Consider the following 17899-nt stretch of genomic DNA (forward strand, 5'->3'; position numbering starts at 1 on the left):
ACGTGTGCAAGTCGACGTGAAGGGAAAAACAGGTGTGGTGGGTAAGGTAACGAACATCCCTCCCTCGTGGTGGGCCCCTCGTAAATCACAGCAGGGCATCTCACGTATGCGTATGTGTATGCATAGACTCATGTGATTGACATGGTGATGCTGAGAAATGGAGGGCCTGTGTCCCCGTGGGATGTCACTTGAACAGAACACACGGAAAGGTTCATGCCACACACAATGTCTCCGAATCAGGTTGTCCGATATCCATTTTCAGCAGTGGTAGGCCAGGATGAACTCCGGCTCGCACTGATCCTCACCGCCATCTCCCCGCGCATCGGCGGAGTGGTCATCCGTGGTGAGAAAGGCACCGCCAAGACAACCACCGTGCGTGCATTCGCCGGGCTTCTCGACGGTGCCCCCCTGGTCAACCTTCCCCTCGGTGCCACCGAGGACCGTGTTGTCGGCTCCCTGAACATGGAGACCGTACTTACCTCAGGCAGGGCTGAATACCAGCCGGGCCTGCTGGCACAGGCTGATGGTGGCGTGCTCTACGTAGATGAGGTCAACCTACTTGCGGATCACCTGGTGGATGCACTTTTGGATGCCGCAGCCAGTGGCCGTGTCACCATCGAACGTGACGGCATCTCCCACTCCTCCCCGGCGAACTTCGTGCTGGTGGGCACGATGAACCCTGAAGAGGGCGAACTCCGCCCACAGCTGCTAGACCGTTTCGGCCTGGCCGTTGATGTGGCGGCTTCCGACAATCCCGAGGTACGTGTGGAAATCATCCGCAGGCGCCTGGGCTTTGAGGCCAACCCGGAGCAGTTCGTGGAGAAGTGGTCAGCACAAGACGCTGAGACCGCTGAGCGCATCAGGGCTGCCAAGCAGCTCCTTGGTGAGGTTGAGCTTGCAGATTCCATCCTCTCCCAGATCGCCTGGCTGTGTGCCCGCACTGAGGTTGATGGCATGCGTGCCGATCTCGTGATCACGCGCACCGCCCTGGCACACGCCGCCTGGCAGGGGCGTACCCACATCACCAACGAAGATGTGGAGGTGGCAGCCCGCCTCGCACTCCCACACCGTCGCCGCCGCAACCCCTTCGACGCTCCGGAGATGGAGGAGCGCAAGCTTCAGGAGGTTCTCCAGGAAGCCCGTAACTTCTTCAAGGACAATGAGAAGGATGGGCCGGCAGCAAAGGTCACCGATGAGGAAACCAATGCGACGGCACTGAAGGACACCGAGAACCCCACCGATGAGGAAGGTCAGCAGGGAAGCTCCCAGGCGAAGGCCCAGACGACCGGAAAGGTAGGTTCTGCCGGCCACGGCGACACCTTTCGCTCCTAGGGTTTTTAAACTCAACACCATGGGTGATGAGGACTCCACCCCAGGTAGGCGTTCCAAATCTTACTCCCGTCAGGGCGCTGATGTCCGACCCAAGCAGGGAGGACACGGCATCAACCTGGTGGGCACACTCATGGCAGCCGCTGACCGTGGCGCCGCGGTGGTCGATGGCTTGGTTGACTTCCGCCCGGAGGATCTCCGCGGATCCTTGCGACGGGGTAAAGAAGCCAACCTCATCGTCTTCGTGGTGGACACCTCAGGATCCATGGCGGCCCGTTCCCGAGTCCGTGCGGTGACCGGGGCGATCATGTCCATGCTCACTGATGCCTACCAACGCCGCGACAAGGTCGCCGTCATTGCTGTCAATGGAAACAAACCCACCCTGGTGCTGTCACCGACCAGCTCTGTGGACATGGCCCAGAAATCCCTGGACGCCATGCCCATGGGTGGACGCACCCCACTGGCAGAAGGCCTGATCATGGCCAAGGACCTGATGGAACGCGAACACCGCAGGGAACCATCACGCCGTCCTCTGCTGGTGGTGATGACCGATGGTGAAGACACCTCCGATGCCGGTGAGCAAGGCATTGTCACCGCAGCCCGGACAGTGGTGAAATCAGGCCTGTCAGGAAACCTGGTCATTGACTGCGAAGGCCGTCTCAAGATCCGCAAGGAACGCGCAGCGGTCCTGGCTGAACTTCTCGGTGGGGTCTGCGTCAGACTCTCCGATATGAATGGTGACAACATCAAAACAGTCATCAACGCCTAGACAGCACACTGCCCAGGGGCATGTCTTTTTCACATGTTCCTGGACAGTTTTTCTGACTCTCACAGAGTTAGACCACCAGCGTCAGCGTTTCCTTCACCTTCGGGTTGACCTCGGCAGAGATCTCCACCGTCATGCCTGTTTCCCGGGCAATATCAGCCACCTCTGCAGCAGAGGTGGCCTCACACGGAGACATCGCCAACACACGGGCCAACTGCCCCTTGTAATGCTTATTGAAGTGACTGACCACCCTCCGGGAGCCATCCTCCATGACTGATTCCACCCGGACCGTCACCGCCTCAGGAACCCGACCCAACTGCTGGTAGGTGCCGCTACGCAGATCAATGACCAACCCATCAACCCCAGCAAGGGCAGAGGTGATTGACTTACCCCACCGTGCCTTCATCGTGGGCAGCGAACCCTGTGCATCCGGAAGCTTGGTGCCACCGGAGAGACGGTAATGCGGAATGGAATCCCCGGCATGCACAACCCCAAACAGCGCAGAGCCAATGACAAGACGGTCCAGCGCCTCCGACCCAAGCGTGGATGCGTCCAAGGCGTCGAAAAGCACACCGGAATACCGCAGCACCGCAGGCATCGTAGGTGCCGTCAGCAACTCCGTGTTGGCCACCGCTTCAGCACGCAACTTCTCAGAAATGCCCAGGATCGGCAGTGCCTGCTCAGGGGAGAGCCTCATCAGATCAACAATGATGGATTCCCGCGCCGGGTTGAGATCAGTGAAGCTCAGCGATGCAAGATCCAGCGGAGCGCCGGTGCCTCCGGGAGTTTTGGTTTCTGAAGGGGGCAGGAGAATCAACATGAGTATCAGCGTACAAAGCACATGTGAGCAGCTAAACCCCGGGGGTTGATCCGGGCACTGTGTTGAATCTACCCACCTGAGAGAAGAAGCTCTGCAGAAAATATCATTTAAGCTGGGTAAATATAATTTTCAGGAAGCAGAACTCAGAAAAAATCCCTGCGATGACTCTTCCCGATGAGGCAACTCTCAGGGGCAGCTTCGCGCAATTAGACATAGGGGGTAGCATTTGCAGAGGTAGGCAGTGTGTTCAGACCCCTGCCGGAGCTATAACAATCTGGCAGCAAATAAGGTCCGCTTTTTATGGATTCTTCAAACCCTGCCCCAAGCGGACAAGCCCAGTTGAAGGGGTATATTTTACACTTATGATTACACGTCTTTCCACGCTCTTCCTGCGCACCCTGCGCGAAGACCCTGCGGATGCAGAAGTTCCGAGCCACAAGCTCCTCGTCCGTGCCGGCTTTATCCGCCGTGTAGCGCCGGGTGTCTATTCCTGGCTTCCGCTCGGACTGCGTGCCCTGCGCAACATTGAAAATGTTGTGCGCGAAGAGATGAACGCCATCGGTGGACAGGAACTCCTATTCCCGGGCCTGCTTCCCCGTGAGCCTTATGAGACCACCGATCGCTGGACCGAATACGGTGATGAGCTGTTCCGTCTCAAGGACCGCAAGGGAGCTGACTATCTCCTGGGCCCGACACATGAGGAGATGTTCACCGCAACGGTGAAGGACCTGTACAACTCCTACAAGGACTTCCCGGTCACCCTGTTTCAGATTCAGACCAAGTACCGTGATGAAGCACGCCCACGCGCCGGCATCCTCCGCGGCCGTGAGTTCGTGATGAAGGATTCCTACTCTTTCGACATGACTGATGCAGGACTCGAGGAGTCCTATGCCCGCCACCGTGCGGCCTACCAGCGCATTCTTGATCGTCTGGGCGTGGAATACGTCATCTGTCAGGCAACATCCGGAGCCATGGGTGGATCTGCATCCGAGGAATTCCTGGCGGTATCCGCCAACGGTGAGGACACCTTCGTCCGCTCCACCGGGGGCGACTACGCAGCCAACGTTGAAGCTGTGGTGACCCAGCCAGGTAAGGAACGCTCCATCGAAGGTCTTCCTGAGGCTGTTGTTCATGAGACCCCGGTATCGGAAACCATCGAGGCACTCGTCGAGTGGGCCAACTCCATCGGTGTCGAGGTCAACGGCGACAAGGTTGAGGCTGCAGACACCCTGAAGTGTATCGTGGTCAAAACCCGCGAACCAGGCGCTGAGGACTGGGAACTCACCGGCATCCTGATCCCAGGTGACCGCGAAGTGGACATGAAGCGTCTCGAGGCTTCACTGGAGCCTGCTGAGGTTGAGCTCGCGGTGGAATCTGATTTTATCAAGCACCCATTCCTGGTCAAGGGCTACGTCGGTCCGGTTGGTTTGGCTAAGAACGGCATCCGTGTCTTGGCTGACCCACGCGTGGTCACCGGAACCTCCTGGATCACCGGTGCTGACGCCAAGGAACGTCACGTTGTCGGCCTGGTTGTCGGCCGTGACTTCACCCCGGATGGTTTTGTGGAAGCAGCAGAGATCAAGGAAGGCGACCCCGCGCCTGAGGGACAAGGCGAACTGACCCTGGCCCGCGGCATCGAGGTGGGTCATATCTTCCAGCTCGGTCGCAAGTACACCGAAGCCTTCGATGTCCAGATCCTGGATGAAAATGGCAAACGTGCCGTCCCCACCATGGGTTCCTACGGCATCGGTGTCTCCCGTCTGTTGGCAGTACTCGCCGAGCAGCGTTTCGACGGCGCAGGCCTCAACTGGCCGGTCAACGTCGCACCATTTCAGGTGCACGTCGTTGCAGCCAATAAGGACGCCGCAGCCATTGAGGCAGCTGAGCGCTATGCCACAGAGCTGTCCCAGGCCGGCATCGAGGTGCTTTTCGACGACCGTGCCAAGGTCAGCCCTGGTGTGAAGTTCAAGGACTCCGAGCTCCTGGGTATGCCTTATGCCCTGATCTTGGGCCGTGGCTACGCCGAAGGCAAGGTTGAACTCCGTGTCCGCGGTGGCGAGAAGACAGAGCTTGATATCGACGAGGCTGTCGAGCACATCGTCAAGCTGGTTCGGGAGAACCGCGCTTAAAGTCTCTACGTCCCCGCTCAGAACAGAACACCCGTTCACCTCCATAGGAGGGGAACGGGTGTTCTCGATCTTATCGCCAGAAAGGACCTAACCTAGGTTGAGGTTCTCCCCGGTGCCCAGTTCAATACCCAGACCAGGCACAGAAGTGATGAGATTATGGGTGTATTCCTCGCGGGGATTGTTGAAGATGTCATCGGTGGCACCAGCTTCAACAACACGGCCCTGCTGCATGACCACCACATCATCAGCGGTCTGACGAACCACCGCCAGGTCATGGGTGATGAACAGGTAGGTCAGATCCAGGTCATGCTGCAGTTCAGCAAGGAGTTTGAGGATTTGGTTCTGCACCAGCACATCCAGTGCAGAGACTGCCTCATCCAGCACGATCACCTCTGGATCAAGTGCGAGTGCACGGGCGATCGCGATGCGCTGACGCTGACCACCAGACAGTTCATTGGGATAACGTCGCATGGCAGAACGAGGCATGGACACCATGTCCAATAGTTCAGCAACACGCTTTTCCCGTGCCTTGCGGTCACCACCGACCTTGTGGATCACCAGTGGTTCTTCGATACACCGGTAGATCGAATACATCGGATCCAGGGAACCATAGGGATTCTGGAAGACCACCTGCAGCTTACGACGCATGTTGAACAGGTCTTTATTGCTCAGGGTGGACAGATCCGTGCCGTTATAGAGCACCTGGCCGCTGGTGGGATCAAGAAGGTTCAGAACCATGTTCGCCACCGTGGACTTGCCCGAACCGGATTCACCCACCAGTGCGGTCGTGGTGCCCTTGCGGACATAGAAGGAGACATCGTCAACAGCTTTGAGTGTTTTCTTCGCACCCTTGGCACCACGGATGTTGAATTCCTTGGTGAGGTTTTTGACCTCAATGACGCGTTCCTCATGGGTCTTGTCAGCAGTGTCACCAGAGGTGGCGGTGAGCAGCTCGCTGGATTCAATACCCTTTTCCTGGGCACTGCGGATACGTGCAGAAGCCAGGGAGGGGGCAGCCGCAACCAGTCGCCTGGTGTACGGATGTTGGGGGTTGCGCAGGATATCCAGTGAAGGTCCGGATTCCACGATGCGTCCACGGTGCATCACCACCAGGTGTTCTGCACGTTCAGCGGCCAGACCCAGATCGTGGGTGATGAACAGAACTGCTGTACCCAGCTCCTTGGTCAGACCGTCCAGATGATCGAGGATCTGGCGCTGGACTGTCACATCAAGGGCAGAGGTGGGTTCATCGGCGATGAGCAGTTTGGGGCGTGCCGCCAGTCCGATGCCGATCAGCGCACGCTGGCGCATACCACCGGAGAACTCATGTGGATACTGCTTGGCGCGTCGTTCCGCATCGGGCAGACCGGCTTCCTCCAGAAGCTCAGCCACCCGCTTGTCCATTTCGGAACCGGAGACAACATTGTTAGCCCGCAGAGATTCCTTGACCTGCGAACCGATCTTCCATACCGGGTTCAGGTTGGTCATCGGATCCTGTGGGACAAGACCGATCTCTGAACCGCGGTACTTCTGCATCTGCTTGTTGGAAAGCCTGGTGATGTCAGCACCTTCGAAGAAGATGCTGCCGCTGGTGACTTTTCCGGTACCGGGCAGCAGTCCGATGATGGACATCGCAGTGGTGGACTTACCGGATCCGGACTCGCCGACGATGGCCACCGACTGTCCGGGGTAGATGGTCAGGTTGGCACCGCGGACGGCATTGACCACACCGGTGGAACTGGTGAAGGAGATTTCCAGATCACGCAGTTCCAGCAGAGGAGTATCGCCGACGTGGTCAGGGGTGTTCTCAGAAATGGCTGGGTTGTGGTTGCTCATCGCTTCCTCTCCTTCGGATCAAGAGCATCGCGGACGACATCGCCCATCATGATGAAGCTCAAAACGGTCAGTGCCAGTGCCATGGCGGGGTAGAAGAGAACCATGGGCTGTGTGCGCAGCGAGGTCTGTGCCTTGGCAATATCAGCACCCCAGGAGACGATGCTCGGCGGTAGCCCGATTCCCAGGAACGAGAGTGTTGCCTCAGCAACGATGAAGGTACCCAGTGCCACGGTGGCGTATACGATGATCGGCGCTGCCGCATTCGGCATGATGTGGGAGAGCAGTTGCTTGGTCTTGGAAGCACCCAGTGCACGTGCTGAGGTGACAAACTCCTCGTTCTTCACAGACATCACGGCACCACGGGTGATACGTGCGATATTGGTCCAGCCGAATAGGCCGAGGACCAGGATCACCGTGATGATGGTGCGGTGCTCCTTGAATACCTGCATGACGACGATGGCGGCCAGTACCAGTGGAATGGCGAAGAACATGTCGGTGACGCGGGAGAGAATCGTGTCCACCCAGCCACCGAGGAAGCCAGCCAGGGCACCGAAGACGGTACCGATCAGCACTACCAGCAAGGTGGTGAGAACGCCCACGGCCACGGAGGCGCGTGCACCGTAGACGGTGCGGGCGAAGATATCGCAGCCCTGACGGTCAAAGCCGAAGGGGTGACCGGGCTGCGGGCCATCAAGGGAATTGGACAGCACACAGTACTGCGGATCTGTAGAGGTGAACAGTTGTGGCACCAGAGCCAGGGCCAACGCCAGCAGGATCAGAACGGAGGACACCCAAAACAGTGGTCGACCACGCAGGTCACGCCAGGCCTCACCCCACATGGAAGTTGGTGCGGAGTTATCAGCAACGGCATCAACAGCACCGAGACCGGTTTCATCAGTATCGGCGATGAAATGTTCCTGGCCGGGGCGGACGAGTGCTTCGCCGCGGCCTTCGGGGAAGAAGAGTGCGTTCTCGTTTGTCTTATCGTCTTGACCGAACGCCTTGTTGGTGTGGAATTCATTGTTAGACATAGCGAATCCTCGGATCGAGCACGGCGTAGATCAGGTCTACGAGGAGGTTGGCGATGATATAGACGATCACCAGGACTGTGACGATGGAGACCACGGTGGTGGGTTCACCCTTGAGAATGGCCTGGTACAGGGTTCCGCCGACACCGTTGATGCCGAAGATACCCTCGGTGACAATCGCGCCACCCATGAGTGCTCCCAGGTCAGCGCCCAGGAAGGTGGCAACCGGGATCAATGAATTTCGCAGGATGTGGCGGTTCATCACCGTGAAGTTGCTCATGCCCTTGGCACGTGCGGTACGCACATAGTCGGCACGGAGGTTCTCACTGACGGATTGTCTGGTTAGACGGAGCACATAGGCAAAGGACACGGCGCCGAGAACAAAGGCTGGCATGAGTAGGGAAGTGAAGGACTCATTGGATCCGACTGTGACTGGCAGAAGACCCCATTGCACGCCCACCAGAAACTGCAGCACGAAGCCGATGACGAAGGTGGGGACCGCGATGACAACCAGGGATAGCACCAAGACGGTGGAGTCGAAGAAACCGCCGCGGCGCATACCGGCGTAGACACCGAAGCCGATACCGAAGACTGCTTCGAAGGCCAGGGCCATCAGGGCAAGTTTGATGGTGACCGGGAAGGCATTGGCCATGACATCAAGAACCGGCTGTCCAGAGAAGGTGGTTCCGAAGTCCAGAACGAAGATGCCCTTGATGTACAGCAGGTACTGCATCAGGAAAGGCTTGTCCAGATTGTATTCCTCGCGGATTCGCTGAGCTGCGGCCTCGGTAAGACCACGGTCACCGCCGAGTGCCTGGACTGGATCACCAGGCATGAGGAACACAAGTGCGTAGATCAGCAGGGTTGCTCCGAAGAAGACCGGAATCATCTGGAGCAATCGCCGCCCGACATAACGAAGCATGAGCGTGGGTGTCCTTGCTTGTGTTGGGGTGGATGAGAGAAAGGGATGGAAATTATTGAAAGCTAGTTGCTGTGTAGCTTCCTCATCCCACTGAGGAGATTACATCTGTGGATGCCTTCCTCAGCGGGAAAAGCTAAACCACACGGAAATGTTCTTATGACAACCGAAAGGCCCAGGGGTTGGTAGTTGCTGTCCTGGGCCTTAGGGCGGCTTGATTGAATCAAGCCTGTTCACCGATGGTTTTTAAGATCTTACTTCTTGGTGATCTGGAAGTAGGCAGGTTGGGAATTCCACATGAATTCGACGTTGTCGACATTGTTGGAGTAGCCACCGACTGCATTCTGATACCAGGTCGGGATGACTGGAAGGTCTTGCAGCAGGATCTCCTGTGCTTCGTTGTAGAGGGCGCTTGCTTGCTCAGAGTCATCAGCATTTGCGGCCTCGGAGAGCTTGGCATCGAAGTCAGGGTTGGAGTAGTCGCCGTCGTTGGAACCTGCACCGGTGCCGTACAGAGGGCCGAGGAAATTACCCATGGATGGGTAGTCGGCCTGCCAGCCGGTACGGAATGCTCCGTCGATGGTGCGGTTGGTCACGTCATCGCGCAGGGACTTGAAGTCTGGGTAGGGGTTGCCCAGAGCATCAATCCCAAGGGTGTTGCGGATGGAGTTAGCAACAGCATCAACCCAGGCCTGGTGGCCACCGTCAGCGTTATAGGAGATGGTGAACTCACCGCTCCATGGCGCGATCTCGTCGGCTTCAGCCCACAGTTCCTTCGCGCGCTCTGGATCATATTCCAGAACCTCGGCGCCCTCAAGGGAACCGGAGTGCCCGTCGATGACCGGGGAGGTGAAGTCGGTTGCCGGGGTGCGGGTGCCTTCGAAGATGGTCTCAGTGATCTCTTCCCGGTTGACAGCCATGGACAGTGCCTGGCGGCGCAGGCTGCCTTCCTCGCCGGAGAAGTGCTCGAGGCTCTCCGGGATGGTGAAGGTCTGAACCACAGCAGAAGGCTGGTTGATGGAGCGGCCCTCGAGCTCATCCTCATAGTTGCTGAATGCAGAATCCGGGATGGTATCCAGAACATCCAGGTTGTCAGAGAGCAGATCCGCATAGGCGGAATCGAAGGTCGGGTAGAAGACGAACTTCACGCCGTCATTCTGTGCGGCACGGCCACCGTCATAGTCCTCATTCGGGACGATGATGGCATCCTGCTGGTGGTTCCACTCAGCCAGCTTGTAGGGGCCGTTACTGACAGGGTTTTCACCGAAGGCATCCATGTCATCAAAGGCGGACTCAGGCAGTGGGTAGAACGCGGAGTATCCCAGACGCAGTGGGAAGTCAGCCTCAGGCTGGATCAGCTCGATGGTGAAGGTGGTGTCATCGACAACCTCGAGACCCTCCATGGATTCCACTCCCTCTTCATAGCCGAGAATCGGCTCGAAGAAGTAGGAGGAGAGCATGGAGTTGGCCACAGCGTAGTTCCAGGCATCAACGAAGCTGTTGGCGGTGACCGGAGTGCCATCAGTGAAGGTCTGGCCCTCCTTCAGGGTCACACGGTAGGTCTTCTCACCTTCAAGCTCAATAGATTCCGCGAGATCGTTTTCTACTGAACCATCAACGGTGTAGTAGACGAGGCCGGCGAAGATGGAATCGACGATACGCCCGCCACCCACCTCATTGGTGTTGGCTGGAACCAGTGGGTTCTGTGGCTCGGTGCCATTGACAACAACGTAGTTGTCGCCGCCGGAACCTGCCTCACCATTTGCGCTGCTGGAATCGGAATCCGAATCTGAGGAGCACGCCGCGAGGCTGAGCGCCAGCGCCGCTGCCGTGGTGACGGCAAGAGACTTCTTCAAAGTCATTTGAGACCTCCGTGAGTATGTGGTTGATCCCACCCATGTGATCTATTGAGTGAAACCCAGTGATTGCATAGTAAATGTGACTCATGTCGCAGCCAAACCCGCATGAGAGATGGATTTCATGAGTTTGTCATGGAAAATAAATAAAAAACACAGGAATCCTGCCTCTAGCTGCATCTTCTCGAAATCGTTTGCAAATGCCCTCGCAGCGACGGTGACAGATTTGTTATCGTTTCTACCCCCGTAGGTGGGGCGGTCACGCCGGAGGGTTCGGCGGAAACGATTGCGTACCATGTGCCCTAGGAATACGTCGCAGCCGCTCAGCGGAGTGATGATGAATGCAAAAACGCCACCCCAGGCGGGTCTCTATGAGGTGGCTGGGGTGGCGGAAAGTCGCACGGGTCAAGCGCGGCCAAGCAATGGTTTTAAGAAAAGGGGACGGTATCCTTTGCGGTGGCGCCGGCAAGCTGGGTGGCCAGAGAGCGCCAACCATCATCGGTGGCCTGGCTGGCAGTGCTGTGCCAGGTGTCCACAGCATGATTCTGAACCTCAGTGATCATGGTCAGTGCGGTAGGTCCATCAACCGGGTCGGTCAGGTTCAGTGGATCGTAGCCGGGCTCCGACGGGCTGGTTTCCGCGAAAGGTTCAATGACGGTGCGCAGGAGTGCTGCATATTCACGGTGACGGTCGATGGCGGTCTGCGTGGCAACGCGATGCGCAGGGTCCACATGGGCAAGGGCAACACCGAGTGCCCAGGCGGCCGCATATTCCTCTGCAAGATGTTCCTGAGCAGCAGCCAGATCCTCGTCCTCGAGGATGATGGCCCCATCTGGGGCGTCAATGCTGTCAATGACCGGGCTTAGTCGGGCCTGCTCAATATAGTGCTCGGTGATCAGCGGGATGGATTCTTCCGGTAAGCCGCCCAGCTGGTTAAGTATGCGCACCTGACTGTCAGCAATCCAGTGATCGGCATCGGTTGCCGGGGCGGCAGCTACCGCTGGGACCTCGAGTTCACATGACTCCGGAAGCGCACCCTCATCGGTGAAACCGCACAGACGCCTGATCTCTTCCGCAATCTCATCGGCATGCTCTGTACGCAGTGTTGAGACTGCGGGTGAGAGACCGGTCAGCGCTTCTGCATCATGCAACGCATCCTGGTAGAGCACCTGCAGTGTCTCATCCGGGGTTGGCGAGGGGGTGCATGCAGTCATCGTGGAGACACTCAGAACCACTGCGACAGACAGAAGGGCGGACTTGGTTGGGCGCATAGGGTGAAGCTTAGTAGGTGGGGTGGACAGTGGTCGGTGCAACATGACCGTGGCCTGGCTGGAGGCGGGGGAGTCCGCCACACCGGCTATCCTGATCGGTATGGCATTTCCCACCGAAGAAGAACTGATCACTCTGATCACCCCACTCGCAGCCTCACATCGTCTTGATGTTGAAGGTCTCCGCGTGACCAAGGCCGGACCCAAATCCAGCGTGGCAATCAAGCTCGACTCCGACTCCCGCCCCGACCTTGACCTCTTGGAGGTAGCCAGCAACGAGATCGGAGAGCTTTTCGACGCTGCCGAGGCCCGCGGAGAACTGAACTTCGGAGCTGGCTACCTGCTTGAGGTATCCACCCCGGGCGTGGACATGCCACTGACTCAGCCTCGCCACTGGCGACGCAACCGTGGCCGTCTGGTGTCCATCCAGGAAGACGGTGTCAAGCAGGTATCCCGGATCGGTGCGCTCAATTCCGATGAGACAGCTGTCATTCTCATCACACGGAACAAGAAGTTGCTTGAGGTCGGTGTTCTGGAATTAGCCAAGAACCCCCATGCGGTGGTAGAAATTGAATTCGCGAAACCTGCGCAGGATGAACTTGCCCTGGCGGAACGCACATTCGACGAAGCCGTGGGAGAAAACACCCCGTAACCCCGCGGAAGCTTGAGAGGAAGACAAGTGAATATTGATGTCCAGGCTCTGAAAGCCATCGAGACTGAAAAGGGAATCAGGGTCGACGACCTTGTGCGCACGATTGCAACTGCACTCCTGCATTCCTACCTGGATTACCAGGAGACCGAGCAGTCCGACAATACCAAGGCACGCGTGGACATTGATACCTCCACCGGCGCCGTAACGGTTATAGTCACCGAATTCGGTGACGACGGCAGCGTCTCCTCCGAGTACGACGACACCCCATCGAACTTCGGTCGTGTTTCAGCACGTGCGGTCCGTGACGCCATCGTCCGTCGACTCCGTGAAGCTGAAGCTGATCGTGCCTTTGATGCCTACGCAGACTACGAAGGCACCGTCATGTCCGGCATCGTCCAGGCTGATTCCCGTGCTGCAGAACGTGGCATCGTGGTGGTCCAGCTCGGTACTGAGGCTGACAACCAGGACGGCATCCTTCTCCCTGCAGAGCAGATCCCCGGTGAGAAGCTCAAGCACGGTGACCGTGTGAAGAGCTATGTCGTTGGTGTGGGCAAGGGCCCGGTGGGGATTCAGGTCAACCTGTCCCGCACCCACCCGGAGCTGGTGCGCAAACTCTTCGAACTGGAGATCCCTGAGGTTGCTGACGGATCCGTGGAGATCGTCGCGATCTCCCGTGAAGCTGGCCATCGTTCCAAGGTCGCCGTGCAGGCAACCGTGAAGAACCTCAATGCCAAGGGAGCCTGCATCGGCCCCCGCGGACAGCGTGTGTCCAACATCATGCGCGAGCTTGGTGGAGAGAAGATCGACATCATTGACTACTCCGATGATCCAGCGGTTTTCGTCGGCAACGCCCTGGCCCCATCAAAGGTGGTCAAGGTTGAGGTCATAGATGAGGAACAGCAGACGGCACGCGTCATTGTGCCTGACTACCAGCTGTCTCTGGCGATCGGCAAGGAAGGGCAGAACGCCCGGCTGGCAGCTCGTCTGACCGGATGGAAGATTGACATCCACTCCGACATGGCCTGATTGTCTTCGCTTTGAACCTCCGGGATTCACGGGAAAATTACCTCCCTGTAACCCTGGTTAAGGCCACATAACAATTGGAATCTGTGAGGATCTTGTTCACAGGTTCCAATTTTTGGTCTTTATAGCGTAATATTGGAAAAGGCCCATGTGCGGCCTGTGGAAATCAATCCGATCGGAAACAATCGGGTGGTCTTAAAACGTGAAAGGGATTGAATGCAACTAGCTTCCAACGCTGATGTGGAAAGTATGACACCACCGTCTGTTGTTGAGGCTTGTGCTGATAACACGTCAATCCGGATCCGTACCTGTGTTGCCACGAAGAAGCGAATGAAAGATATCGCTCTACTCCGTGTCGTCGAACACCCGGATGAGCCCGGTGTGATCCTTCCTGATCCGAAGCGTCGGATGCAGGGCAGGGGAGCATGGCTGACACCCACCATTGCCGCATTGGAGCTTGCTGAACAGCGTCGTGCCTTTGGCCGAGCGCTGAGGGTGTCCACCCAGGTGGATACAGGTCACGTACGCACGTACCTGGCGGAAAAAACCGCCGGACCCCGACATCATAAGGAAGACTGAACACTGATGAGCGCACGATGAAGCATCAGCGATGAACGTCAATAATCACTGCTAGAGTTCTGGGTCCCAATTTTTGGGCCTTTGACCTCTGGCGAAACATCTAGAGGAGAAAAGTGCCCGGAAAGCTACGTGTACACGAGCTCGCTAAGAAGCTCGGTATTACCAGCAAGGAACTACTCACCACGCTCAAAGAGCAGGGCGAGTTCGTTAAAACCGCATCATCCACCATTGAACCCCCAGTGGTGAAGAAGATGCAGGAACACTACGAAGCAACCGGTGCGGCCAAGGCCGACACCGATAACAAGCCTGCCCCGGCAAAGCCAGCAGCGAAACCAGGCGCCAAGCCTGCCGCTGCTGCACCAAAGCCAGGTACAGCATCAAAGGCAACCCCGGGCCCGACCCCGGGTGCCGTCGCAGCTGCTAAGCCCGGTGTTCCGGCAAAGCCAGCAGCCGCAAAACCAGCAGCCGCAAAGCCGGCGACACCCAAGCCGGCAGCAGCGAAGCCTGCTGCTGCAAAGCCTGCTGCTTCCACCCCGAAGCCTGCTGCTGCAAAGCCAACCTCTGCTGCTGCCAAGCCAGCAGCGCCGAAGCCGGCATTCTCCGGACCAACCCCGGGCGATGCTGCGAAGAAGGCAGCCGAGGAGAAGTCCACCCCGAAGCCGGGTGGCGAAGCTCCTCGTCCAAACGCGATGCCACGTCCGATGGCAAAGCCAGGCCCCAAGCCAGGTGCACGCGCACCTCGCGTGGCCAACAACCCATTCTCCACAGGAGATCGTCCGGCACCACGTCCGGGCGGCGGCCCACGCCCAGGTGGCGGACCCCGTCCGGGAGGTGGACCTCGCCCACAGGGCGGCGGCCCACGCCCACAGGGTGGACAGCGTGATGGTCAGCCCGGTCGTGGCGGCGCACGCCCAGGCCCAGGTGCCGGTGGACCTCGCCCACAGGGCGGTAACACCCAGGGTGGAACCACTCAGGAGCGTCAGGGTGGCGGACGTCGTCCATCACCAGCAATGATGCCTCCAACCCCAGGTCAGATGCCTGCCAAGGCACCTGGCAAGGGTGGTCGCGGCGGCGGCCAGGGTGGTCCAGGAGGTCCAGGTGGCTTCAACCGTGGTGGTGGCGGCGGCGCAGGCCGTGGCGGCCGTCGTGGCGGTACCGCAGGCGCATTCGGTCGTCCGGGTGGCGCACCACGTCGTGGACGCAAGTCCAAGCGTCAGAAGCGCAATGAATACGAGTCAATGCAGGCACCAAACGTTATTGGTGGTGTTCGCCTGCCAGACGGCCGTGGCCAGACCCTGCGTCTTGCCCGCGGTGCATCCCTGTCTGACTTCGCTGAGAAGATCGGCGCAGACGCGGCAGCACTGGTCCAGGCTCTGTTCAACCTGGGTGAAATGGTCACCGCAACCGCATCTGTCTCTGATGAGACCCTGATGCTGCTCGGTGAGGAAATGAACTACAAGGTTGAGGTCGTCTCCCCAGAGGACGAAGACCGCGAGCTCCTCCAGAGCTTCGACCTGCAGTTCGGCGAAGACATCGGTGGCAAGGATGATCTGACCAACCGTCCTCCAGTTGTCACCGTCATGGGTCACGTTGACCACGGTAAGACCCGACTCCTGGACACGATCCGTAAGGCCAACGTCGGTTCCGACGAAGCCGGCGGCATCACCCAGGGCATCGGTGCCTACCAGGTTCAGGTTGAGGTTGAAGGCTCCGAGCGCGCCATCACCTTCCTGGATACCCCAGGTCACGAGGCCTTCACCGCGATGCGTGCCCGTGGTGCCAAGTCCACAGATATCGCGATTCTCGTTGTCGCCGCAGATGACGGCGTCATGCCACAGACCGTGGAAGCAATCAACCACGCCAAGGCTGCTGACGTCCCAATCGTGGTCGCAGTGAACAAGATCGATAAGCCAGAGGCTTCCCCGGAGAAGATCCGTGGACAGCTCACCGAATACGGTCTGGTTCCTGAGGAATACGGCGGAGACACCATCTTCGTGGACATCTCCGCTAAGCAGGGTCTGAACATCGATGAGCTGCTCAGCTCCGTCTGCCTCACCGCAGATGCACAGCTGGATCTCGTTGCCAACGCAGACATGGATGCACAGGGTGTCGCTATTGAAGCTCACCTTGACCGTGGTCGTGGCCCAGTTGCCACCGTCATCGTCCAGCGCGGTACCCTCCGCGTCGGTGACTCCATCGTTGCTGGCGACGCTTACGGTCGTGTCCGTCGCATGGTCGACGAGTACGGTCGCGACGTCGAAGAGGCCGGACCTTCCCGTCCGGTCCAGGTCCAGGGCCTCAATGGAGTCCCAGGCGCTGGCGATAACCTCCTGGTTGTTGAAGATGACCGCCTGGCACGTCAGATCGCCAACCAGCGCAATGCCCGCAAGCGCAACGCACTGGCTGCACGCTCCCGCAAGCGCGTCTCCCTCGAGGATCTGGATTCAGTCCTCAAGGAGACCTCGGTCCTCAACCTCATCCTCAAGGGTGACAACGCAGGTTCCGTGGAAGCACTTGAAGAAGCACTGCTCAAGATTGAGATGGAAGACGAGGTCCAGCTCAACATCATCGACCGTGGTGTCGGTGCTGTTACCCAGACCAACGTAACCCTGGCAGCTGCCTCTGACGCAGTGATCATCGCCTTCAATGTCCGTGCTGAAGGTAAGGCCACTGAGGAGGCCAACACCGAGGGTGTAGATATTCGTTACTACACCATCATCTACCGCGCCATCGAAGAGGTTGAGGCTGCCCTCAAGGGCATGCTCAAGCCAATCTACGAAGAGCGTGAAATCGGCAAGGCTGAGATCCGCGCGATCTTCAAGGCTTCCGCCATCGGCCTCATCGCAGGTTGCATGGTTGAAGAGGGCAAGGTCCGCCGCAACGCAACGGTTCGTATCATCCGTGATGGCAACGTCATCGCTCCGAATGCAAAGATTGAATCTCTGCGCCGTGAGAAGGATGATTCCACCGAGGTCTCCGCAGGCTACGAGTGCGGTATGGTTCTGTCCTACCCAAACATCGCAGTCGGCGATAAGATCGAGGCCTTCGAAATGGTCGAGGTCCCACGCGAGTCTTAAACCCCTCCGCGTGAACCACTAAAGCCCGGCCTCTCACAGATTCGTTAAGAACCTGTGAGAGGCCGGGCTTTAGTCATTGCTGCATCCCCCAGGGGAGATAACCGGCATGGTGGTGAGTGCGTTTCAAAGGGGGTTATCGCTGAGCATCTCAACCCGCAAACCAGCAAAACCGGCCGGGGTACAGGATTGGTGTGTGGACAGGGTAGAATCTCCGAAGAATCAGTACAACTGTAATTTTTTTAAGGGAGTGGTCCTGCATGGTGGATAACGCACGCGCAGCAAGAATGGCAAAACGCATTCAAACCATCGTGGCCAGTGCAATTGAACGCGAGATCAAAGATCGTCGTCTTGAGTTCATCACTGTCACTGACGTCACCATGACCGGTGACCTCCACGACGCCACCATCTTCTACACGGTCCGTGGTGAAAACGTTGGCGATGAGCCGGACCTGGACGCAGCGGCTGAGGCACTGCACCGTGCTCGTGGCCAGCTCAGGAAGATCGTCGGAGAGCAGCTGGGTGTCCGTTTCACCCCAACGCTGACCTATCGTGTGGATACCGTTCCTGAGGCTTCCGCACACATGGAAGCACTGTTGGAGCGCGCCCGTAAGCGGGAT

General features: G+C 58.3%; 13 protein-coding genes and 1 pseudogene. 8 read left to right on the plus strand and 6 right to left on the minus strand.

Features of this window, described 5'->3' with window-relative positions; all coding sequences use genetic code 11:
* Positions 1–225 precede the first annotated feature (225 nt).
* Complete coding sequence (locus tag Q0M74_RS00730) at positions 226–1332, plus strand: ATP-binding protein (RefSeq protein ID WP_293950801.1); 1107 nt, start codon at positions 226–228, stop codon at positions 1330–1332.
* Positions 1333–1351: 19 nt separating this feature from the next.
* Positions 1352–2098 (plus strand): VWA domain-containing protein, encoded by a 747-nt coding sequence (locus Q0M74_RS00735; protein ID WP_293950803.1) that lies wholly within the window; start codon positions 1352–1354, stop codon positions 2096–2098.
* 67 nt (positions 2099–2165) lie between these two features.
* On the opposite strand, the gene yaaA is transcribed toward Q0M74_RS00735, so the two are convergent.
* Positions 2166–2915, minus strand: coding sequence for a peroxide stress protein YaaA (gene yaaA / locus Q0M74_RS00740; protein WP_293950805.1), 750 nt, complete (start codon positions 2913–2915; stop codon positions 2166–2168).
* Between the two features lie 362 nt (positions 2916–3277).
* On the opposite strand from yaaA, the gene Q0M74_RS00745 reads away from it, so the two are divergent.
* Positions 3278–5044 (plus strand): proline--tRNA ligase, encoded by a 1767-nt coding sequence (locus Q0M74_RS00745; protein ID WP_293950807.1) that lies wholly within the window; start codon positions 3278–3280, stop codon positions 5042–5044.
* An 87-nt stretch (positions 5045–5131) separates the two neighbouring features.
* On the opposite strand, the gene Q0M74_RS00750 is transcribed toward Q0M74_RS00745, so the two are convergent.
* From Q0M74_RS00750 to Q0M74_RS00770, 5 genes are all read right to left on the minus strand, one after another.
* Positions 5132–6880 carry an ABC transporter ATP-binding protein gene (locus Q0M74_RS00750; RefSeq protein WP_293950809.1) on the minus strand — a complete coding sequence of 583 codons (1749 nt, stop codon included), beginning with the start codon at positions 6878–6880 and terminating at the stop codon, positions 5132–5134.
* Positions 6877–7911: an ABC transporter permease gene (locus Q0M74_RS00755; RefSeq protein ID WP_293950811.1), complete on the minus strand. Its 1035-nt coding sequence runs from the start codon at positions 7909–7911 to the stop codon at positions 6877–6879. The genes Q0M74_RS00750 and Q0M74_RS00755 overlap by 4 nt, the downstream gene beginning before the upstream one ends.
* Positions 7904–8830, minus strand: coding sequence for an ABC transporter permease (locus Q0M74_RS00760; RefSeq protein WP_293950813.1), 927 nt, complete (start codon positions 8828–8830; stop codon positions 7904–7906). Before Q0M74_RS00760 ends, Q0M74_RS00755 begins: the two co-directional genes overlap by 8 nt.
* Before the next feature lie 251 nt (positions 8831–9081).
* On the minus strand, positions 9082–10689 hold the full coding sequence (locus Q0M74_RS00765) for an ABC transporter substrate-binding protein (protein WP_293950815.1): 1608 nt from the start codon (positions 10687–10689) through the stop codon (positions 9082–9084).
* A 422-nt stretch (positions 10690–11111) separates the two neighbouring features.
* Positions 11112–11954 (minus strand): DUF4439 domain-containing protein, encoded by an 843-nt coding sequence (locus Q0M74_RS00770; RefSeq protein ID WP_293950817.1) that lies wholly within the window; start codon positions 11952–11954, stop codon positions 11112–11114.
* A gap of 100 nt (positions 11955–12054) precedes the next feature.
* Between Q0M74_RS00770 and rimP the strand changes: the two genes are divergently transcribed.
* The 5 genes and pseudogenes from rimP to rbfA form a co-directional block, all read left to right on the plus strand.
* A complete protein-coding gene (rimP, locus tag Q0M74_RS00775; protein WP_293950819.1) occupies positions 12055–12603 on the plus strand; it encodes a ribosome maturation factor RimP in 549 nt (182 codons plus the stop codon).
* A gap of 27 nt (positions 12604–12630) precedes the next feature.
* Complete coding sequence (gene nusA / locus Q0M74_RS00780; protein WP_293950821.1) at positions 12631–13629, plus strand: transcription termination factor NusA; 999 nt, start codon at positions 12631–12633, stop codon at positions 13627–13629.
* Between the two features lie 327 nt (positions 13630–13956).
* Positions 13957–14212, plus strand: a pseudogene (locus tag Q0M74_RS00785) (YlxR family protein).
* 106 nt (positions 14213–14318) lie between these two features.
* Complete coding sequence (gene infB / locus Q0M74_RS00790; RefSeq protein ID WP_293950825.1) at positions 14319–17282, plus strand: translation initiation factor IF-2; 2964 nt, start codon at positions 14319–14321, stop codon at positions 17280–17282.
* Positions 17283–17539: 257 nt separating this feature from the next.
* The coding region (rbfA, locus tag Q0M74_RS00795) for a 30S ribosome-binding factor RbfA (RefSeq protein ID WP_293950827.1) at positions 17540–17899 on the plus strand (360 nt) is incomplete at its 3' end.

This window comes from uncultured Corynebacterium sp. (assembly GCF_945649885.1).
Taxonomy (GTDB): Bacteria; Actinomycetota; Actinomycetes; order Mycobacteriales; family Mycobacteriaceae; genus Corynebacterium.